This window comes from Nocardia sp. NPDC052112 (assembly GCF_040680135.1).
Classification (GTDB): domain Bacteria; phylum Actinomycetota; class Actinomycetes; order Mycobacteriales; family Mycobacteriaceae; genus Nocardia.
Window position 1 is genome coordinate 413,411 of record NZ_JBFAWD010000002.1, and the last position, 19,718, is coordinate 433,128.

The following is a 19,718-nucleotide window of genomic DNA, read 5'->3' on the forward strand; positions in this document are numbered from 1 at the left end:
GAACACCGGCAACCGACTTCACGTCACTCATGGCTGCCCCTGGCTTTCGGCCGCCAACAGCGGTGCCCACATGCGACGAGCCAGGGACCCGAAGCGCGTGGTCTCCCCGGGCTCGCCCGCCGGCGCGGGAGCCGCCATGAGGTCTTCGAGGCGCGGCGCAGGCCCCCAGATGTAGCGCAGATGACGGTCGGTGTGGTCACCGAACGGCCCTGGACCGTTGGGTCCGCCATTGAATTCGCGTTCGGCAGCACTCACCGCTTCGTCGGCGTTCGAACCGCGGAAGCGACGTTCGGCATAGACGGCGGTGGCGGAGGGGGCGATCGGAAGCGGTTCGGTCAGACCGGCATCACGCAGCCGCACCAGCTCACGCAGGATTGCCAGCGCGGCAGGCGGTTCCGGAGCCATGAGCTCGGAACGCCATGCGGGACGCCCGAATTGGCCACGTCCCGTGGTGACCGCACGCCACGAGCGATCCTCGGTGACCGTCAAGGCCAGCAGCGAAACCCAAGCGGCGATGCGGTGTTTCGGGGCGAGCCGCGAGAATGTGGTGCGAACCAGGGATTCACCGCGCACCTCGGGCACCGTGCCGGTGAGCCGGCGGCCGTTGCCGAGGTCCACCGCGATATCGACCGCGCGCGGTGCACCCTGGTACTCCGGCAGCGCCGCCCGCACCAGCTTGTCCACCGTCGACTCGACCTCGTCGAGCACCGCACCGCCGAAACCGAACGGCGGCAATGTCCCGCGCCGCCACTCCGCCGCGCGCAGCGTCGACGGCTCCGCGCCGGTGAGCCGCGCGGACAGCAGCCGTTCGCCGAGCTCCCATTTCGCGAGGCCGTCGAGTTCGATGGGCAGCCGGTCGGCGATATCGTCCTCGGGTTCGGGGACGCGCAGCCCGAGACGCTGCCACAGGAAGGCCCGCACCGGGTGTTCGACGAACGAAATCAGGTCGGCCAGTGCGACATCGGCGAGTTCGAGCGCGGGCAGGGGTTCGGGCAGGAATGCGGCCCGCGGCTGTGTGGGTTGTCCGGCCGCCTGTGCTCCGGCGAATGCGACGGTATCGAAGCTGAACGGGCGCTCGGCCAGGAAATTGCGACGGTCGAAACCCTGCAACGGATGTCGGGTAACCACCGTTTCCATACCTGCCGTGCCGATGTGTGCGCGCAGTGCGTCGAGCAGTTCGGCGACCGGGATGGCGGGTGGGCGATGCGCACCGGTTACCGGGTCGGCTCCGGTGTGGAAGATCAACAGCCGCTCCGTGGCGGCGAGCACGGCATCCAGCAGCAGCTGGCGATCCTCGCTGCGCGCATCCCGTTCGCCGAGTAGCGGATTGCGCGCGAGTACGTCGTCACCGTCCACGCCGCTGGTACGCGGGAAGACCTCGTCGTCGAGGCCGAGTAACACCACCACGCGATGGGGTACCGAACGCATCGGCACCATCGTGCATACCGTCAGCTCGCCGGTCCGGAAATTCGCCCTGGTCGGTCGCGCCGCGAGCCGACTCGACAGCAGCACACCGACATCCGCCAGCCGCAATGGCACATCACCAGCATGTTCGGTGGCGGCGGCCAGCTCACGGCGGGCCTCGGTGCGCACCCATGCCTGACTGTCCGGCACATCGGTGAGCAGTTCGAGGCAACGCCCGAACACCGCCGCCCACTGCTGGGCCGGACGCGGTCCGCGCAGATCACGCAGGCAGACCGCGAGCCGGTCGATGAATTCGGCGAACCGGCCCGCCAGATCCACATCATTGCTGTCCACATCGTCCAGCGGCAGCGCGAGATCCAGCCAGTCCTCGGCGGATTCGTCCGCGGTGACACCGAGCAGGATGCGGTCCACCGCGCTATTGAGCGTATTCTGCGCGAAGTCGGCCAGACCGAATGCCTGCCGCTGGCGCTGCCCGATCCCCCACCGCGCACCCGATTCGGCCGCCCACTCGCGCAACCGCTCGACATCGTCGTCATCGAAACTGCAACGGCGACGGACGGTTTCGGATGCCGCGAGATCCAGGACCTGAGTCACCGTCACTCGTCCGTCGGCGAGCTCGAGCAATACGGCGATCACCGCGAGCATCGGATTGGTCACCCCGCGCCCCCGATCGGCGAGCCGCACCCGCAGCAGATGCGCGGGATGGGCCGAATCCGCTACCGACTCGACCGATCCCACCAGTTTCTGCCCGAACGCCGCACGCACCAGCGGCGCATACGCCTCCACCTCGGGACACATGATCAACACATCGCGTGGTTCGAGGGTGTGATCCGCCGCGAACAAGCCGAGCAGACATTCGCGCAACACTTCGACCTGTCGCGCCGGCCCATGGCACGAATGCACCTGCACGGTGCCGTCGGCGAAGCTCGCGGGTTCGGGCGGCCACGCATCGTCCCGGATCCCGGACTGCAGGGCGGTCAACAGTGTCGGACCCGAATCCTCCCGACGGCCACCGTGATTCGATCCGATGGCCGCATGGTGCTGGTCCACGGCACCGACCAGCCGCTGCTGCAGCTCGCGCACATCCCTGCCGAGCCCAGCGAGCAACGGATGCCGCACCACCGTCGCACCGACGTCATCGGCCCGCGTCACCGCGGTGGGCAGCGCACTCAATCGCGTCCACATCGCCGGACTCGGATGCGCGAGCCACAGGTGCACATCCCGCCGCGCCGCCAGCGCCGACAACACCGCCAGCTGATCGCTGGGCAGCCGCGTCACCCCGAACAGGGACAAACGCCCTGGCAGATCCAACAGATCCGGCTCGTCCCGCAACCGCGCACAGGCCGCGTCCAACCGCTCGGCCGGACTCGGCACCCCGACCTCGGCCCGCAACCGCCGCCACAGTTCCGGTTGCCACAGCAGATCATCCGGCACCGCCCGCCCGGCACCGTCGGTATCCGATCCCGCGGCCCACTCCGCGAGCAGTCGCGGCCGCTGCGCCGCATAGCTGTCGAACAGCGCCGCCAGATGCGCAGCGGTCGCATACCGCCGACCGACCCGATGCCCGGCGGGTTCCCCGACCCCGAGATGTCGCGCGAGCACCGCACCCCACGGCTCGGCCAGCGACGCGTCGATCGTCCGCAGCAATGTCCATACCACCTGCTCCGACGCCCACGGATCCGTCTCGGGGCGCACGCCGCTGGCCGCCGCCGATATTTCGGCGACCAACGCACCGGGAGAGGGGAATTCGATATTCGCGGCAACACCGTCCGAGCGACCCGACACGCCGAGCACGGTCGACAGCCGCTGCGTCAACCACCGCTCGACACCCTTCGCCGGCACCGCGACCACCTCGGCCGCGAAGGTGTCCGGCAAAGGTTCCGCAAGCAGCGCGGCCAATGCCTGCGCCAACGCGTCGGCGCGCTCGGCGCGATGTATGTGCAGCGGCATCTGCGCCCTCTCGTCGGTTGGTCCGGTGTGTCCGCACAGCGCGTCAAGTCGCCTATCCGCAGGCCTCGGCGCTTCCGCACGTTTATACGCCCAGCGACCAGCACGCAACCTCCCGACCCCATTCCCACCGGAGTGAAATAAGCCACACGCGAACGATTTACTTCGCCGTGTCACGTCGGATCGCGGCCGTCGATGTGCAACAGTGCTCAACCGGGGAGGAACGGGATAGCTGCACGAAAGGCTGGTTCGCGTTCATGATGGCGATGGTGATTCCCCTGATGCCGAGAGGCGGATTCACGGTCCGCCGGGTCGGCGACAGATGGGAGCTGGTCAACTCGCGCTCCTATGGTCGCACCGTCGTCCTACACTCCTGGCCGCGCGACCAGCATACCGAGGCCTTCGCCCACTGCTACCGCCTCAACGGTCGCACCGTCGAGGAACTACACGCCGCATTCCACTAGGTGAAAGACGCTGCGGTACAAGCAGGCAACGCCGGCTACCACAGCGGCGGTCAGAGCTCAAGACGTGCGTCCGGCGCGCCGATGTGCGATCGTGTTGCCTCGTGCGTCACGCCTCCGTCTCTGTCCTCGCCGCTGCGGCGATCCTGGTCCCCACTACCACCGCGCTGATTCCGTCGGCCAATGCGGCGCCTCCGGCGCATATGCAGGGCTGCATCGCCGGCTTCGATTGCGATATGAGCAGCCGGATCGGCGCTGTCGACGCGTATTTGAAGAATCGGCCCGGCGTGACCGGCTACGTGGTCCGTGATCGAGTCAGCGGCGGGGTGTACGCGAACGAGAATGCGGAAAACTCGGTCTGGACCGCCTCCACCATCAAACTGGCGATCGCCGCCGATCTGCTCAACCGCGCGCGGGCCGGTGTGATCGGTCTCGGTCCCGAGGACCGCGGTCTGATGGAATCGATGCTCGCCACCTCCAATGACCAAGCCGCCGATATCCTCTGGAACAAATACGCCGGCCTCGATCGGATGGCCTATAACAACGCCTTCCGCGCCAACGGCATGGTGAACCTGGTTCCGCAGCCGACGAATACCGCGATGTTCCCGGACTGGTCGTTTCAGAAGTGCACCCCCGCCGATCTGGATCGGCTGATGGATTCGATCTTCAACAATATGCACCCCGACGACCGGAACTACCTGTTCGACCGCATGCGCGCGGTCGACAGCAACCAGCACTGGGGCATGTGGGGCGCGGGCGCCGCGATGCGGCCCGGCCTCAAGAACGGCTGGTCCGAGGAGCAGGGCGGCTGGGTGGTGAACTCGGTCGGCTTCGCCGGCCCCGGCGAACGCTACACCCTGGCCATCATGAGTTCACTCGGCAGCGACGGCGGATACACCGAGGGCGCCGCGACCGATACCAAGGTCGCCGAACTGCTTTTCAGCGGCCGCTGACGGGACGCAACAGCACGGGCGCACCGTCCCGGGGGAACGGAATCGTCGTGAATCCCCACGGCATTCGGTAATCCCCCGGTAGCTCCCACTCGTAATCCCGCACCAGCGCGGCAATGATCGTCTTCACTTCGAATGTCCCGAAGTGCATCCCGATGCACTTGTGCGCTCCCGCTCCGAAGGGCATCCAGGCGAGGCGATGTGATTTGTCCTCGTGCCGCGCTTCGCCGAAGCGTTCCGGATCGAACACCTCCGGCCGGGTCCACAGCTCCGACAGGAAGTGATTGACCGTATACGCGCAATCAACCGGCGTGCCCGCCGGAATGTAATGTCCGAGAATTTCGGTGTCGCGCACCGCGCGTCGCGGCAGTCCCGGGACCGGCGGCATCAAGCGCAGACTCTCCGCGAGCACCAGATCCAGCTCGCGCATCCGGTCCAGATCGGCGATTGTCGGTGCGGCACCACCGATTTCGGCATCGACGGCACGCACCTCGGCACGCACGCGGCGTTGCCATTCGGGATGTTTGCCGAGGTAGTAGGCCACAGCGGTGGCGGTGGTCGTCGTGGTGTCGTGCGCGGCCATGATCAGGAAGATCATGTGGTTGATCACATCCGTATCGCTGAATTCAGCGCCGTCCTCGGTTCGCGCGTGACACAGTCCGGAGAAGAAGTCCGCCGATTCGGTCCGTCGCTTGGTCGGCAGCATATCGGTGAAGTACTGCTCGAGCACCTTGCGTCCGCGCAGCCCGGCACGCCAATTACCACCGGGCACCGGATGTCGAATAATCGATAGTCCGGCATGGGTGCAGTCGATGAACGCATCGATGAGCTCGCGCCGCCGCACCCCGACATCGACGGCCATGAAGGTCTCGCCCGCGATCTCCAGGGTCAATTCCTTGATCGTCGGATAGAGCCGGACGGTACAGCCGTGCGGCGGCACCAGCCGATCGATGGCGGCCCGCGCCACCGGCGTCAACGTCGCAAGATGCGCCTCCAGCCGCTCCCTGGTGAAGGCCTGCTGCATGATCCGTCGGTGGAACATGTGCTCGTCGAATTCCAGGAGCAGCAGTCCACGCCGGAAGAACGGACCGATGAAGTAGTCCCAGCCCTGGCCGAAATCGCGACGCCGCTTACCGAGCACCTCATCGATCGCGTCGGGACCGCAGACCAGCACCCGATCCACGCCGAGCGACGAATTCAGCGATACCGGACCGTACTGGCGATACCGCTGCATCATCTCCGCCGGACCCCAGCGCAGATAGTGCAGGCCACGGCCGAAATACGGAAGTCCGGCATCGCCGTGGACCGCGATTGCGGTGCTGCCGCGCGGTGGTGCGGCCAGCACATGCGGACGCTCGGGCACCCGGCGCAGCAATCGGTCGATGAGGTGGTCGTCCGGGATGTCGATGAGCGACGAATTCTCGGATTCGAGCGGCACGCTGGGCTTTCCATTCCCGCCGCCGATGCGGACGACACGGCCTCCGGCGACCATGACAAACCTCCCTGAACGACAGGATCTATCGTATTCTCTTTTTCACATTCGTTCGCTCGAAAAGAATCGGCACATCAGCAACCGGGATCTCGCCGTGACGGCCAGGACGGCGCCGACTACCGTAAGTCGGGTCAAGAACGTTCGAGGGGCCGCACCCCAGGTTTGAGGAGCACCGACGATGAGCACTCAGTCTGTCGAGGAGAACCATCGCCACCGGGTGGTGGTGATCGGCTCCGGATTCGGCGGCTTGTTCGGTACCAAGCACCTCAAGCACGCCGACGTCGACGTCACGCTGATCTCCAAGACCTCGACCCACCTGTTCCAACCGCTGCTCTACCAGGTCGCCACCGGCATCCTGTCGGTCGGCGAGATCGCCCCCGCGACCCGGTTGGTGCTGCGTAAGCAGAAGAACGCCCAGGTGTTGCTCGGTGATGTCATCGATATCGATCTCGAGCACAACACGGTCACCTCGCAGTTGCTCAACCAGAACACCGTCACCCCGTTCGACAGCCTGATCGTGGCGACGGGTGCGCAGCAGTCCTACTTCGGTAACGACCAGTTCGCCACGTATGCCCCCGGCATGAAAACCATCGACGACGCGCTGGAGCTACGCGCGCGCATCCTGGGCGCATTCGAAGGGGCCGAACTGGCCACCACCCAAGAACTGCGGGACCGGCTGCTCACCTTCGTGGTGATCGGCGCCGGACCCACCGGTGTCGAATTGGCCGGTCAGATCGCCGAACTGGCCGATCGCACCCTGGAGGGCACGTTCCACAACATCGATCCGCGCGATGCCAGGGTCATCCTGGTCGAGGGTGCGGGCGCGGTGCTGGGCCCGATGGGTCCGAAGCTGGGTGGTAAGGCCAAGCGGCGGCTGGAGAAGATGGGCGTGGAGATCCAGCTCAACGCCATGGTCACCAATGTCGACGCGCACGGCGTCACGGTGAAGGATGCCGACGGTACGGTGCGCCGCATCGAATCCTCGTGCAAGGTGTGGTCGGCCGGTGTGCAGGCCAGTCCACTGGGCAAGATGCTCGCCGAAGGCTCCGACGGCACCGAGACCGACCGCGCCGGACGCGTGATCGTCGAACCCGATCTGACCATCAAGGGCCATCCGAATGTCTTCGTGGTCGGCGACCTGATGTCGGTACCGAACGTGCCCGGTCAGGCGCAGGGCGCGATCCAGGGTGCGACCTATGCGGCCGAGCAGATCAAGGCCGGGCTGAAAGGGCAAGCGCCGCAGGATCGCAAGCCGTTCAAGTACTTCAACAAGGGCAGTATGGCGACGGTGTCGCGGTTCAGCGCCGTCTGCCAGGTCGGCAAGCTGGAGTTCGGTGGATTCATCGCATGGCTGGCCTGGCTCGCGCTGCACCTGTACTACCTGGTCGGATACCGCAGCCGGATCATCACCGTCATTCAGTGGTTCGTGACCTTCCTCGGCCGCAGCCGCGGGCAGATGGCGGCGACCGAGCAGTGGGTCTTCGCCAGGCTCGCGGTGGAGGCGGTGCAGGCCGATCAGCAGGACGCCGACGAACTCGCGGCGGCGCTGGGGGCACCACCGGCGGAGAACGGCAAGGTCGCAGTCACCGAGAAGGCCGCCGACCGCAAGGTGGGCTGACCGACCCGCTGAGGACGACGATCGCGGCGGGTACAGTGCCGCTCGTTCTGGCGCCGACGGGAACCGGCACCGCGAATGCAGTGTGGTGGGATTGGTTGTCGGCGACTGATCCAGCGTCGAACCAGGGTGGGAACCTGACGACGTTGTCGGGCTCCCACCTCCTTTCTTTCCCCCGCCCGGCGCATCGCTACACCGCGGCGGTCCAGGCAATCGTCCCGTTGTGATGGATGACACATTTCGCGGCGAATCGGTAGCTATCGCGTACTGACGAGCTGTGGTCCTGTTCGCGTGGACAGGGTCCCGCCCGAAGCGAGCGGAAGGCGGGCCGCGACCAGACCGTCCGTTTCCGCGGGTCGGTCGTCCGGATAGACGAGTTCGCTGTCCAATGCCCTCGGTGCAGCGAGATTGTCATCGGTGGCACTACCCGCACCGAGTTCGAGTCGGTGCCGCAGCAGCGGGAGGTCACCGACATCGGCGATCAGGTCACCGCGCCAACCGCCGTCGTCCTCGCCGCTGCGGCCGATCTGTACGCGTTCGCGCAACCGTAGCCTGGCGTCCGGGGTCAGTCGCACCTCGGTGACCGCGTGATGGTGCGCGCCGCCCGCCACGAGCGTCGGCTCCGGATCGAAGTCCAGTTCGCCCGCGACGTCGAAACGCCAGTGCGCCAACGACAATGGCGTCCGCGTGCTCGGCAATGCGATGGTGGCCGCCACCGAGCGCACCACCAGACGTGCGCCCGCACCGACCACGATCTCGATATCGAGTTCATCACCGCCCAGCGGAGTGGCCGCGGTGCCGATCAGATGGACGGTGTCCGGACCGGTGCGCCGGGCCGCCAGCCCGCCACTCGCGTGGATCTCGGGCAGCGTGCCGACGGTGGCGACAATGCGAACCTCAGTGCGCAACAGCGGATTCGGTGGCAGATTTGTCCTGTTCGGCACTGGCGCGCAGCTGTTCGCGCACCCAGGCGAGCACCGTGGTGGCGGCCGGATCCTCGGTCAGCGAGATCATCGCCGTGCGGCGACCCGCACGCACCTTCGCGGCATCGCGTTCCATGACGTCGAGGTCGGCGCCGACCAGCGGGGCCAGATCGGTCTTATTGATCACCAGCAGATCCGAGAACGTGACGCCGGGACCGCCCTTGCGCGGTACCTTGTCGCCGCCCGCGACATCGATGACGAAGATCTGCACATCGATGAGGCCGGAGGAGAATGTGGCGGTGAGATTGTCGCCGCCGGATTCGACCAGGATCAAATCCAGGGGCGGATTGGCCGCGATCAGATCGTCGATGGCATCGAGGTTCGCGGTGATGTCGTCACGAATCGCGGTATGCGGGCAGCCGCCGGTCTGCACGGCGGTGATCCGCTCATCCGGTAGCACCGCGTGCCGGCGCAGGAAGTCGGCGTCCTCGGTGGTGTAGATGTCATTGGTCAGCACCGCGAGCGAGAGCTCGTCACGCAACTGTCGGCACAGGGCGGCCACCAGGGCGGTCTTCCCCGAACCGACCGGTCCGCCGATACCGATGCGCAGCGCCTCACCGGGCGTGCGCTCGCGCTTGGGCCGGTCGTGCGAGTGATCGTGAGGCTCGCCGTCGATCAAATGGGGTGGCATATCGTGCTCCTTTCCGTCTCCATCCTGGCGGATTGCGCTCCTAAGACGCGAACAGGGGCATATCGCGTACGAGGTGTCGCTGTGCGAGCACGTCCTGCAGCGGATCCGAGAGCGCGGCGAGTTCGGTCGCGGCCGCGGCGGCGGTCCGGTCGCAGAGTTCGCCGAGCCGGATCGTGCAGGCGGCGACCGCGGCGGGATCCAGCGCCAGTAACCGCTGGGCCGCCGACGCCACGCCGGTCATGGTCGTGTAGACGACGACCGCGGCGGCCTGCTCCGGACACGCACCGCAAACCTGCCCGACGACACCGAATGCCGTCGACAGATGCGGCCGCACACCGAGAACGGCCCAATCCGCCTCCGGCCAAACCTGTTTCGCCAACCGCATCAAGCCACGCCCCTGCGCCCGTGATGCCGCTCGCGCGGCCGGAGCCGGGGTCCGCGCATCGGCCTCGGCCTCGGCCCGCTCCGTGGTGAGCTTCCCCGCACACACCGCCGCCGCCAAGGAGGCCGCCACCAGCGCGGACGTCCGGATCCGCCGACGCAAATACAGCTCGACGGTCGCGACATCCCACACCACTCCGGACGCCACCGCCTCCTCCACACCACCGGAATGCACATGTCCGCCGATCGGCAGCCGCGAATCCGCCAATGCGAACAGCGTCGCCAACCCCGTGGCCCCCGCATCCGATCCATGCATCCGTCGATCCTATGCGTGGCACGGTCGGGCTCCCTCACCCCGACCGGGCCACACATGATCTTCGGACCCGGGCGGGGTCGGGATGCCTGCCGCCAGCATTGGGGGTCTGGAAGCATCGGTGCGATGGAGTTCGATCAGGGCATCATGCGTGTCGTCTCGGCCGGGCGCTCCGATACGGTGACGCAGGTGATTCGGGGCATCGGTGACATCGGAATGCGCATCGAGGTGCTCGGGGTGGTCGCGTTGGCCGGGATATCGGCGGTGGTCGTCACGCGGAGCTGGCGGGTCGGCGGTATCGCGGCGGCGAGTGTGTTGTCGGGCGATCTCATCGCGCATTGGTTGAAGCAGGTGGTCAGGCGGCCGCGACCCGATGGTGCCCTGACGGTGTGGCCCGAAATCCATAGCTGGGCAATGCCTTCGACCCATGCCGCCGCCACCTCGGCACTGGCGATGGCCGTATTCCTGGCGGTCGACTGGCGATCGGCCCGCATGCGAGGTGCGGCGGGCACCGCGCTGGCCGCTGCCGTGGTATTCGTCGGTGGGTGCATGGTGTATCTCGGTGCGCACTGGCCGACCGATGTCTTGGCCGGTTGGCTGCTCGGCGCGGGCATCGGCGCGGCTGTCGCATGGACAGCGGGCAAGATGCGACCGAATCGCGATACCGCCGGCGATGTCCCTTCGGACGTGCGCGACACGCCGGGAGTGCGATGAGTTTCGGAGGTCTGCGCGGTCTATCTTCCTGAGGCCGTTTCGGTCTCGCGATTATGAGGAGGGCCGATGTCGGATAAGGAAGTAACGGGCCAGCGTCGATTGGCGGAGCATCCGACTGTGCGGCGGATGGCCGAGACGGCGCGCGCCACACCGGATCGGGTACTGAGTGCGGCACGGCTGCGCGAGCTCTGCCTCGCGGCCGGAGCCGACGATGTGGGCTTCGTTCCCGTCGACGATCCGGGGGTGGCGGTCGAACTCGAGCATGCGCGCGAAATCCTGCCCTCCGCACGCACATTCGTGGCCTTCTGTGTCCGGATGAACCGCGACAACCTGCGCAGCACCATGCGCAGTCTGGCCAATACCGAGTTCAACCACGCCGACGACGAAACCAATGCGATATCGCGCCGCATCACCAGGGCATTGCAGGATGCCGGTTACCGCGCCGTCTATCCCGCGCCCGGATATCCGATGGAGGTCGATAAGTTCCCGGGTCGGATCTGGGTGATCGCACACAAGGTGGTGGCCGAGGCGGCGGGACTGGGCGTTATGGGTATACACCGCAATGTCATTCACCCGAAGTTCGGCAATTTCATCCTACTCGGGACGGTGGTCACCGATGCGGTGATCGACGAACCGAGCGCGGCACTGGATTTCAATCCGTGTCTGGAATGCAAGCTGTGCGTATCGGCCTGCCCGGTCGGCGCGATCACCAATGACGGCGGCTTCGATTTCCAGGCCTGCTATACCCACAACTACCGAGAGTTCATGGGTGGCTTCACCGATTGGGCCGAAACCGTCGCCGACAGCGATAGCGCCGCCGAGTACCGCGAGCGCGTCACCACCGGTGAATCGTTCTCGATGTGGCAGAGTCTGTCGTTCAAACCCAACTACAAGGCCGGGTACTGCATGGCCGTCTGCCCCGCCGGCGAGGATGTGATCGGCGCCTACCTCGACGATCGCAAAACCCACCTCGACGAGGTGGTCCGTCCGCTGCAGCACAAGGCCGAACCCGTCTACGTCCTGCCGGGATCGGCCGCACAAGAGCACGTCATGCGCCGATTCCCGAACAAGACCCCGAAGGCGGTGACCAATGGTTTCCCGGACGAGGTCAACGACCTGCTCGATCAGATCGGCCCGCGTCCGCGGCGGACACCGGGCGCGTGAGGATTACCGACGGAATGTCCGTTCCATGAAACGCTGCGCCTGCCCACGCTTCAGATCGGTCCAGGCCCGAACACTCGGCGACCACCACGGCGCGATCTCGCGTGGCTTGGCGACCACGGCGTGACAGACCAGATCGGAGGCTTCGTCGACAGTCAGCCCGGGAATGCGGCTGAAATCGGTCGGCGCGCTCATCCTGGTGTGCACGAGCGGCATATAGATGGAGGTCGTTGTCACCTTGTCGGCGGCGATTTCGGCCGCAGTGCTGCGCAACCAGACATCGAAGGCCGATTTGGAAGCACCGTAGGCCGCCCACCGCGGGGCGGGCGGCATGAGCACACCCCAGGTGGAGATATTGACGATATGGCCCTGTTTGCGTTCGCGCATACTCGGCAGCACGGTGAGCAGCAGCCGGACCGGCCCGAGATAGTTCACATCGATGGTGCGCGTGAAATCGTGAAAGCGATCGTAGGATTCGTCGATCGAGCGGCGAATCGACTTGCCCGCGTTATTGATCACTACATCGATATGACCGTGCTCCGCCAGTAGGTCGCGTCCGAGTTTTTCGACGGCACCCATATCGGTTATATCCGTCGGATACGCGTGCGCGGTGCCACCCTCGGCGGTGATCTCGGCAGCCACCTGCTCCAGCGCATCGACGGAGCGCGCCACCAGCAGCACGATCCCACCGGCCGCGGCCAGTTTGCGCGCGCTCGCCTTGCCGATGCCGTGCGATGTGCCGGTCACCAGCACGATCCGGCCTTCGACCGCCCGACGCAGGGATTTCGCGCGCGGTCGTGCGGTCGGGTACAGCAGCCGGGACGCCACGCGCTCGGCGAGCGGGCGGCCCTTGCTCGAAGCGGGAGTGTCGCTCACCTTTCGACTGTATGCGCCGACCTCCCCTATTCGCGATCATTTGTCGAGGTCCGCAGCAGTTCCGGCAGATCCTGTCGGGACAGATATGCCGCGATCCGCAACCCGTCTTCGGCGCGGCGCACCAGGAAGTCGCTGTATACATCGAGGGACCGTGCGCCGAGCGACAGCGCCCACCGGGCCGAGGTCAGCCAGCAATGACCACCCAGTTCGAAGGTGGTCTGCTCGACCAGCCGGGTGCGCGGCACAGATCCCGCAGCGAACTGGGCGGCCCGCGCTTGCGCCGCGGCCACGAACTCGTCCCGGCTCACACAGCGACTCGATGTCGGCGTGGTCACGAGTATCATCGGCTCGAAAAGACTTGACAGCGCGGCGAAATCCGAAGCCGTGACGATCTCGTCGTAACTGCGGATGAAACCCTCGATCGAGGTGATGTCATGCGAAATCATGACATCTGATTATATCGCGAATCGCATCCGAACCCGGGCAGACGCGCCGGTCAGCGCCGGGGTGCGAATGCGGCGACCGCCGCCATCACCACCAACAGCACCGCACCGACCGAGGTCGCCACATGCATTCCGGAGACAAAGGATTCGCGCGCGGAATCGATGAGCGCGGAATTGTCGCCCGCATGCCGGATGGTCTCGCCGAGCGTGGACGCGTAGTCGCCACCCGACCGGAAGACCAGTGCCGCAACCGAACCCAGCAGTGCGAGACCGAGTGCATTGCCCAATTCGAAACTGGTCTCGGAGATTCCGACCGCGGATCCGGCCCGCTCCGACGGCACCGAGGACACCGCGACATCCGACACCAGCGTGAACGCCAACCCGTAACCGATGCCCGCGATCGTGGATCCCGCCAGGTACCAGGCGATTCCGCCGTCCACACCGACACCGATGAGCATGACATTGCCGATGGCCGAAGCCAGCAGCGCCAGTACGAAGGTGGCTCGCACCCCGAGCCGATGCCCGACCCGTGCACCGCCCATCGAGCACACGAATACGGCGATCGCCATCGGAATCCCGAGCAATGCGGCCGCCAGCGGGTCACGTCCGGTCACCGATTGGAGGTAGACGCTGGTCAGGTAGCTCATTGCCGCCAGCGTCATCATCCCGACCAGGCTGGAGCCGATGGCGACCGAGAACTGCGCCCGCCCGAACAGTCGCAGGTCCAGCAGCGGTTCGGCCAGCCGCCGCTGCCGCCGCACGAAGACCGCGAGCAGCGCCACACCGATGAGTCCGATCACGAGCGGTTCGACATCGAACCCCTCGGCAGCGATCTGTTTCACCGCGTACACCACGGGCAGAATGCCACCGATCGACAGCAGCACACTCGGAATATCCAGCGGTCCGACCACACCGGCGCGATGCTCCGGCAGTACGAACGGACCGAAGGCGAGCAGGATCAGCAGCACCGGAATATTGATGAGGAATACCGAACCCCACCAGAAGTGGTGTAACAGCAGGCCGCCGAGAATCGGACCGACCGCGGATCCGCCCGCGAAGAATGCGGTCCACACACCGATCGCGGCGGCGCGTTCGCGGGCATTCGGGAACAGGCTGGAGATCAGCGCCAGACTCGACGGCAGCAGCGTCGCGCCGCCCATACCCATCAGAGCCCGCGCAATGATCAATACCGCGGCGCTCGGCGCGAAGGCCGCCATGATCGAAGCGATACCGAACACGGACGCACCGGCGAGCAGGATATTGCGCCGCCCGATCCGGTCGCCGAGATTGCCCATGGTGATCAACAGGCCCGCGATGAGGAAGCCGTAGATATCGAGAATCCACAGCTGCTGCGCGGCCGACGGATCGAGGTCGAGGGTGAGCGTCGGCATGGCCAGGAACAACACCGAGATGTCCATCGACACCAGCAGTACCGGCAGCAGCAGCACCGCGAGACCGAGCCGAGCACGCCGCGAACCGGTCGGCGCTTTCTGCGCGACCTCCACCTGAATCATGTCGATACCTCTCCGTGTCGCGTACGCCGTACGCATCAGTCGGGTACAGTGTACGCATGCCCGCCCAAAACTGGAAGCGAGTCATGGGATGACCGAGCCGAAGCTCACCCGAGCGGCCATCGTCGACACCGCGATCGCCCTTGCCGACGAGGACGGGCTGGACGGATTGTCGATGCGACATATCGCCGACCGGATGGGGGTCGGCGCCATGTCGCTCTACCGGCACGTCGCGAACAAGGACGAACTGCTCGCACTGATGACCGACGAAATCTCGGCGCGCAACCCGTATCCGTCGCCGGAAGGTAAGAACTGGAACTGGCGCGACCGGGTCCGCATTGCCGCCGAGATCGATTGGGAGCTCTACCAGCAGCATCCGTGGGTGCTGCTGACCTTCGCGATGCCCCGCTACAGCTTCGGCCCGCAGGGTCTGGCCTGTTTCGCATGGCTGGTCGAGGGGCTACGCGAGCTGAATGTGTCGACCCGCGAGGCGTCCATCATGGCCTTCGCGGTGTGGAACTACATCTCCGGAGCCACGCTGCCGCATGTCAGCGGTGCGCTGGTCGCGCGCAAGGGCATGAATCCGGAGGGCTCGAACGGACTACGGGCACTGCTGGAAGGAACTTCACAACTGCCCATTCCGCCCGCACTCGCCGATCTGAACGGCAGCGGTGTCAGCGATCTGACCTCGGAAGATCTGCTGCATCTCGGTCTGTCGGCACTCTGCGACGGATTCGAGGCACGGTGCTCGAAGTCCAGCACCGCTTGACCTGAACGGCACTTCAGGTTGCAGGGTTGGCTGGTTCGCCGACGAATAGGAGCCACCGTGCACGCCATCCGCCTGCATACCTTCGGACCAGCCGAGAACCTGCGCTACGAAACAGTTCCCGATCCGGTGCCCGGACCGGATCAGGTACTCATCCGAGTCGCGGCGGCGGGCGTGCACTTCATCGATACGGCGCTGCGTCGCGGTGTACCCGGCCCCTATCCACTGCCCACGCTGCCGACCATCCCGGGTCGCGAAGTCGCCGGGACCGTGGATCGAATCGGGTCGGATGTCGAGTCGTCGTGGCTCGGCAAGCGGGTCGTCGCGCATCTCGGTCCGGTCCCCGGTGGCTATGCCGAGTTGGCCGTGGCGGAAACCGCTCGGCTGCACGAGATTCCGACCGATCTCGATCCGGCCCAGGCGGTCGCGATCGTCGGTACCGGACGAACCACCATGGGTATTCTGTTGTTCACCGAACTCGGCCCCGACAGTGTTGTGGTGGTGACCGCCGCCGCGGGCGGCATCGGAACTCTGCTGGTTCAACATGCGAAGAATGTCGGGGCGACGGTGATCGGGCTGGCCGGCGGATCCGCGAAAGCCGAACTGGTGCAACGCAACGGCGCGGATATCGCGATCGACTACCTACGCCCCGACTGGCCCGAACAGGTGCGCGCCCAGCTCGGTGACCGCAGGGTCACGGTGCTGTTCGACGGTGTCGGCGGCGAAATAAGCCGTGCCGCAGTCGATCTGCTCGGGGAGGGCGGGCAGCATCTGATCTATGGCGCGGCCGACAGTGCTCCGCTATCGCTTTCGGCGGCGGAGTTGGCCGCGCGCGGTATCACTTCCGAGCTGGTCGTCGGACCGCGCATGCTCCAGCGCGTCGGCGGCGATCTGCGTCCGCTGGAGGATAAGGCCATGGCCGAGGCCACCGCCGGTCGACTGCGGCCCGCGGTTCAGCGTTTCCCCCTTGCCGAGGCCGCCGACGCGCACCGCGCGCTGGAGACGCGCGGCACCGTCGGCAAGGTGGTACTTCAGGCGTAGGAGCGGTAGCCCGGATCGTTCTCCTCGCGAAAGCCCGCGACCGTGGCACGGACGGCGCGGTCGAGGTTGTCGGTGATCACCATTGCATCCGCGGGAACGGCGCTGATGGTGCCGCCACTGCGCACCAGGTAACGGCCGTCCGGATAGTCCATCACATGGAAACCACGCGAGGGCGCGGGCCGGTTGTCCCAGGCCGCGCCCGCGTACACCGCGACATGCACGACGTTGGGTCGCGGCCGTTCGAAGAACTGGGCGGCCTCTTGACGCGGCGAGCGCGAGCCCACGTAATACGGGCGGTCGTCATCCGCGCCGTCCTCGAGGTCGTGGCGCGCAACCTCCAGACCGGGGCCGCTGCCGCGCCGGGCGGACGGCAGCAGATCCGCCACCCGACGCGAAACGTAGTCGGCATCCAGCATCGACATGTGGACTGTCCCACCGCGATCCGGATCATCGGTGGGCTCTTGCCGCAGCCACACCGCGTGCTGATGCTGAACCGCGACATGCACCCGGAGTTTGGACTTGCCCAGGAACCCGGCGACCTGAATGCGCGCTTCGGGCTGGGCGAGAATACCGAGCGCGGAGCGCAGCCAGTCGTCGAGTCGGCGGTGCAGGGCACCCGCCTCGTCCTTCCACGCCTGGTCGTATTCGGCCAGCGTTCGTTCGGTGGACCGGTACTGCAGCGGATACGGCAGCACATCGCGTTCCATGGCCCGCCACAGCACCTTGAAGCCGAGCGGAGTAAAAGTCCAGTCCCGCACGATCATTCGCCGATCACCGGCGGCACCGTCTTTACCCGATGCGCCTCGTCCAGACCGGTGAGCTCCGCACCGTTCTGCTGATTCACCAGGTAATCCTTCGACTTCGACTCTTTCTCGTCATCCTTACCGCCGCCGCGGGAACCTGGCATACCCATACCCGACATGCCCGAGCGGGCCGTGCTGCCGCTGGACGTGGATGTGCCCGTGGTGCCGGAGGTGGTGACGACCGGCGGGAGGTTGAGAGTTCTGCCCGGGGATGGCGTGCTCGTCGACGGGGTGCCCGTGCCGGTGCCGGGAGTGCCCGTGCTGAGACTCGGAGTGGTTCCCGTGGGGGTCGTCGAGGTCGGAACAGTTGGTGTGTCGGTGGTCGTCGGTGTGGTCGAGGTGGTGTCGGTCGTACTCGGGGTGGTGCCCGACGTATCGGTCGTGGTTGGGTCGGCGCCGTCTTGGCTGGAACCCGGATCCTCCGTCTTCGGTGTCTCCGACTCCGAGGTCTTCACCTGCTTGCCGTTCGGGCTCTTCCCGGACCCATCGTCATCTTTTTTCACCGGACCCGACGGCTCGTCCGTTTTCTGGACCGGGTTGTACGGCTTGGGCACCAGGGGGACGCCGGTATCGGCCTCGCGCACGGCCGGGTAGAAGACATTCTTCACGGTGTTCTCGGCAGCCGACTGGTATTGCTCGTCCCGATGGCTATTGATATTCCAGGTCGGCCCCGGAATCCAGCTGGCAATGTTGCTGGTGATCGTGTGATCGGGCGCTTGCTGCACATTGGCCGTGGTGAGCTCGATCCCCGACCGGACCAGCTTCACTTTCTCGGCGACCAGCTGCACGGACCCGACCAGACCGGCGGACTTGTCGACATACTCCGTGATGCCATCCGAGGCCGACTTGGCCGCCGCGCCATTCCACTTGCCGTCCATCGCCTTCAGGATCTCCGGCTTGAAATTCTTCAGACCGTCGTCCAGCGCGTTCTTCAGGGCATTCCACCGCTGCTCGAGTCCTTTGACATCGCTGACCGACATCGCCGAAACCCGACCGTACAGATTATCCAGCTGGTCCGGATTCACATATGCGGACTCGGGCACCTTCGAAGATTGCGACTGCAGCCCGAGCCCGGCACTCTCGATTTCCTTGATCCGATTACGTGCCTGCGTCGCATCCGCGCTCTCGTCTCTCGAGGACGAATTCGGTGGGCCGGATTTGCTCCACTCGTACAGCGCGATGCCGATTTCCGGAAATAGTGGAAACGCCACGGCTTATCCCCCGTTTCTGTTCAGTTTTCGAAGAGCTTTGCGTAGGCCTCGTCGTGGGCCTCGAGTTTGTCGACGGACTTTTGGATGGTGTCGCGGATGAGTTTCAAGACGTCGATATGTTCTTTCAGGGCCGTGTCGACGTCTCCGTCGCCACCGAGCGCCTTGGCACTGAACATCTTCGCAAGCTCGTCCGAGCACTCGAAACGTCCGAAACCAGTAACATTCTTCATGAACGTCAGATCATCCCGCATCGTCTCGTACAGGCCGATCTGGCGATTACACGCATCCCGACACCCCTTTGCCACGGACGGATCCAGGTAGAGTCGGCCAGCATCCGCCTCACCCGAAAGGAATTGCCACCGCGACTTCTCTTGCTCCATCGACATTACTACCCCCTATTTCAACGTGGGAAAACCGGCACCAGATCGTTGGCCGCACTCTCGGCCCGAGCGCACGGCGCGACGACATTCGTCGAAGATGTGCGGTTGCGAATCAAGATCTGTACAGCGCCTTGATCGGCCGGGAACACCAGACTGCAGACCTCGTCGAATTTATCGGACGCCATGCGATGCTCGACGCCCTTACGACCAGCAACCGAGGTGTCCTTGAAGTCGATGTTGTCCGATTTCCTCTTGAAATCCTCGACCGAATTGATCGTGGAGAAGACACCGACTGTGAAATCCTCGTTGTTCCACGAACAAACCTTCCAGCCCGGCTCCTCGACACCCGCCACACCGGACCGCTTCGTCGACGGAGAGACGCCGATCTTCTGCAGCACCTGATCCGAAACCTGCGTGCACGGATCCCACAGCGCCGCAGCCGCGGCCGAGGTTCCGCCAGCTCCGGTGCTCGACGTAGCCGTCCCCCCCTTCGTCGCTCCGCAGCCGGTCGCCACCAGCAATGCCCCCACCGCCACCACGGTCATCGTCGCCCGTCGTCCCACCAAGGCCTCCCGTTCCAACCATTGCACGTCGCTCGAAGTCTATGACGCACC

The 19,718-nt window shown here is 65.8% G+C and carries 19 protein-coding genes; 7 read left to right on the forward strand and 12 right to left on the reverse strand.

Going from position 1 to position 19,718, the window contains the following annotated elements; all coding sequences use genetic code 11:
* Positions 1–27 precede the first annotated feature (27 nt).
* The gene (gene recC / locus AB0L58_RS05275) at positions 28–3,375 is read right to left on the reverse strand and encodes an exodeoxyribonuclease V subunit gamma (RefSeq protein WP_364381369.1); all 3,348 of its coding nucleotides are present in this window, start codon (positions 3,373–3,375) and stop codon (positions 28–30) included.
* A 263-nt stretch (positions 3,376–3,638) separates the two neighbouring features.
* On the opposite strand from recC, the gene AB0L58_RS05280 reads away from it, so the two are divergent.
* Positions 3,639–3,836: a hypothetical protein gene (locus AB0L58_RS05280; protein ID WP_364381372.1), complete on the forward strand. Its 198-nt coding sequence runs from the start codon at positions 3,639–3,641 to the stop codon at positions 3,834–3,836.
* Between the two features lie 101 nt (positions 3,837–3,937).
* Positions 3,938–4,786, forward strand: a complete 849-nt coding sequence (locus AB0L58_RS05285; RefSeq protein ID WP_364381375.1) for a tat pathway signal sequence — start codon at positions 3,938–3,940, stop codon at positions 4,784–4,786.
* Here AB0L58_RS05285 and AB0L58_RS05290 read toward each other — a convergent pair.
* Positions 4,773–6,275: a cytochrome P450 gene (locus AB0L58_RS05290; protein WP_364381378.1), complete on the reverse strand. Its 1,503-nt coding sequence runs from the start codon at positions 6,273–6,275 to the stop codon at positions 4,773–4,775. The genes AB0L58_RS05285 and AB0L58_RS05290 overlap by 14 nt on opposite strands.
* A 178-nt stretch (positions 6,276–6,453) precedes the next feature.
* On the opposite strand from AB0L58_RS05290, the gene AB0L58_RS05295 reads away from it, so the two are divergent.
* Entirely contained in the window at positions 6,454–7,893 is a 1,440-nt protein-coding gene (locus tag AB0L58_RS05295) for an NAD(P)/FAD-dependent oxidoreductase (RefSeq protein ID WP_364381381.1), read from the forward strand.
* Positions 7,894–8,147: 254 nt separating this feature from the next.
* Here AB0L58_RS05295 and AB0L58_RS05300 read toward each other — a convergent pair whose 3' ends face one another.
* Genes AB0L58_RS05300 through AB0L58_RS05310 form a run of 3 tightly spaced genes read right to left on the reverse strand, consistent with a single transcriptional unit; the run spans position 8,148 to position 10,201 of the window.
* Positions 8,148–8,798, reverse strand: coding sequence for an urease accessory protein UreD (locus AB0L58_RS05300; protein ID WP_364381384.1), 651 nt, complete (start codon positions 8,796–8,798; stop codon positions 8,148–8,150).
* Positions 8,788–9,504 carry an urease accessory protein UreG gene (gene ureG / locus AB0L58_RS05305; RefSeq protein WP_364381386.1) on the reverse strand — a complete coding sequence of 239 codons (717 nt, stop codon included), beginning with the start codon at positions 9,502–9,504 and terminating at the stop codon, positions 8,788–8,790. Before ureG ends, AB0L58_RS05300 begins: the two co-directional genes overlap by 11 nt.
* Before the next feature lie 40 nt (positions 9,505–9,544).
* Complete coding sequence (locus AB0L58_RS05310; RefSeq protein ID WP_364381389.1) at positions 9,545–10,201, reverse strand: urease accessory UreF family protein; 657 nt, start codon at positions 10,199–10,201, stop codon at positions 9,545–9,547.
* 123 nt (positions 10,202–10,324) lie between these two features.
* Between AB0L58_RS05310 and AB0L58_RS05315 the strand changes: the two genes are divergently transcribed.
* Positions 10,325–10,912 (forward strand): phosphatase PAP2 family protein, encoded by a 588-nt coding sequence (locus AB0L58_RS05315; RefSeq protein WP_364381392.1) that lies wholly within the window; start codon positions 10,325–10,327, stop codon positions 10,910–10,912.
* A 66-nt stretch (positions 10,913–10,978) separates the two neighbouring features.
* Complete coding sequence (locus AB0L58_RS05320; protein ID WP_364381395.1) at positions 10,979–12,076, forward strand: 4Fe-4S binding protein; 1,098 nt, start codon at positions 10,979–10,981, stop codon at positions 12,074–12,076.
* A 3-nt stretch (positions 12,077–12,079) separates the two neighbouring features.
* On the opposite strand, the gene AB0L58_RS05325 is transcribed toward AB0L58_RS05320, so the two are convergent.
* The 3 genes from AB0L58_RS05325 to AB0L58_RS05335 are packed head-to-tail and all read right to left on the reverse strand — an operon-like array spanning position 12,080 to position 14,906.
* Entirely contained in the window at positions 12,080–12,949 is an 870-nt protein-coding gene (locus AB0L58_RS05325) for an SDR family NAD(P)-dependent oxidoreductase (RefSeq protein ID WP_364381398.1), read from the reverse strand.
* A gap of 26 nt (positions 12,950–12,975) precedes the next feature.
* Entirely contained in the window at positions 12,976–13,395 is a 420-nt protein-coding gene (locus AB0L58_RS05330; protein ID WP_364381400.1) for a hypothetical protein, read from the reverse strand.
* A gap of 50 nt (positions 13,396–13,445) precedes the next feature.
* Positions 13,446–14,906: an MFS transporter gene (locus AB0L58_RS05335; protein WP_364381403.1), complete on the reverse strand. Its 1,461-nt coding sequence runs from the start codon at positions 14,904–14,906 to the stop codon at positions 13,446–13,448.
* Positions 14,907–14,994: 88 nt separating this feature from the next.
* On the opposite strand from AB0L58_RS05335, the gene AB0L58_RS05340 reads away from it, so the two are divergent.
* Both AB0L58_RS05340 and AB0L58_RS05345 read left to right on the forward strand, forming a co-directional pair.
* Positions 14,995–15,672, forward strand: coding sequence for a TetR/AcrR family transcriptional regulator (locus AB0L58_RS05340; RefSeq protein WP_364381406.1), 678 nt, complete (start codon positions 14,995–14,997; stop codon positions 15,670–15,672).
* Positions 15,673–15,729: 57 nt separating this feature from the next.
* Complete coding sequence (locus AB0L58_RS05345; protein WP_364381410.1) at positions 15,730–16,710, forward strand: zinc-binding dehydrogenase; 981 nt, start codon at positions 15,730–15,732, stop codon at positions 16,708–16,710.
* On the opposite strand, the gene AB0L58_RS05350 is transcribed toward AB0L58_RS05345, so the two are convergent.
* The 4 genes from AB0L58_RS05350 to AB0L58_RS05365 are packed head-to-tail and all read right to left on the reverse strand — an operon-like array spanning position 16,701 to position 19,667.
* On the reverse strand, positions 16,701–17,474 hold the full coding sequence (locus AB0L58_RS05350) for an ESX secretion-associated protein EspG (protein ID WP_364381413.1): 774 nt from the start codon (positions 17,472–17,474) through the stop codon (positions 16,701–16,703). The genes AB0L58_RS05345 and AB0L58_RS05350 overlap by 10 nt on opposite strands.
* A complete protein-coding gene (locus AB0L58_RS05355; RefSeq protein WP_364381416.1) occupies positions 17,471–18,724 on the reverse strand; it encodes a hypothetical protein in 1,254 nt (417 codons plus the stop codon). The genes AB0L58_RS05350 and AB0L58_RS05355 overlap by 4 nt, the downstream gene beginning before the upstream one ends.
* Positions 18,725–18,744: 20 nt before the next feature.
* Positions 18,745–19,110 carry a hypothetical protein gene (locus tag AB0L58_RS05360; protein ID WP_364381419.1) on the reverse strand — a complete coding sequence of 122 codons (366 nt, stop codon included), beginning with the start codon at positions 19,108–19,110 and terminating at the stop codon, positions 18,745–18,747.
* Positions 19,111–19,124: 14 nt separating this feature from the next.
* Complete coding sequence (locus AB0L58_RS05365) at positions 19,125–19,667, reverse strand: DUF3558 domain-containing protein (RefSeq protein WP_364381422.1); 543 nt, start codon at positions 19,665–19,667, stop codon at positions 19,125–19,127.
* Positions 19,668–19,718: the final 51 nt, after the last annotated feature.

Bases quoted from the DNA above. Each gene is read 5' to 3' on its own strand.
- recC (WP_364381369.1), bottom strand. From the start codon at position 3,375: ATGCCGCTGCACATACATCGCGCCGAGCGCGCCGACGCGTTGGCGCAG.
- AB0L58_RS05280 (WP_364381372.1), top strand. From the start codon at position 3,639: ATGGTGATTCCCCTGATGCCGAGAGGCGGATTCACGGTCCGCCGGGTC.
- AB0L58_RS05290 (WP_364381378.1), bottom strand. From the start codon at position 6,275: ATGGTCGCCGGAGGCCGTGTCGTCCGCATCGGCGGCGGGAATGGAAAG.
- AB0L58_RS05295 (WP_364381381.1), top strand. From the start codon at position 6,454: ATGAGCACTCAGTCTGTCGAGGAGAACCATCGCCACCGGGTGGTGGTG.
- ureG (WP_364381386.1), bottom strand. From the start codon at position 9,504: ATGCCACCCCATTTGATCGACGGCGAGCCTCACGATCACTCGCACGAC.
- AB0L58_RS05310 (WP_364381389.1), bottom strand. From the start codon at position 10,201: ATGCATGGATCGGATGCGGGGGCCACGGGGTTGGCGACGCTGTTCGCA.
- AB0L58_RS05315 (WP_364381392.1), top strand. From the start codon at position 10,325: ATGGAGTTCGATCAGGGCATCATGCGTGTCGTCTCGGCCGGGCGCTCC.
- AB0L58_RS05320 (WP_364381395.1), top strand. From the start codon at position 10,979: ATGTCGGATAAGGAAGTAACGGGCCAGCGTCGATTGGCGGAGCATCCG.
- AB0L58_RS05330 (WP_364381400.1), bottom strand. From the start codon at position 13,395: ATGATTTCGCATGACATCACCTCGATCGAGGGTTTCATCCGCAGTTAC.
- AB0L58_RS05335 (WP_364381403.1), bottom strand. From the start codon at position 14,906: ATGATTCAGGTGGAGGTCGCGCAGAAAGCGCCGACCGGTTCGCGGCGT.
- AB0L58_RS05340 (WP_364381406.1), top strand. From the start codon at position 14,995: ATGACCGAGCCGAAGCTCACCCGAGCGGCCATCGTCGACACCGCGATC.
- AB0L58_RS05350 (WP_364381413.1), bottom strand. From the start codon at position 17,474: ATGATCGTGCGGGACTGGACTTTTACTCCGCTCGGCTTCAAGGTGCTG.
- AB0L58_RS05360 (WP_364381419.1), bottom strand. From the start codon at position 19,110: ATGTCGATGGAGCAAGAGAAGTCGCGGTGGCAATTCCTTTCGGGTGAG.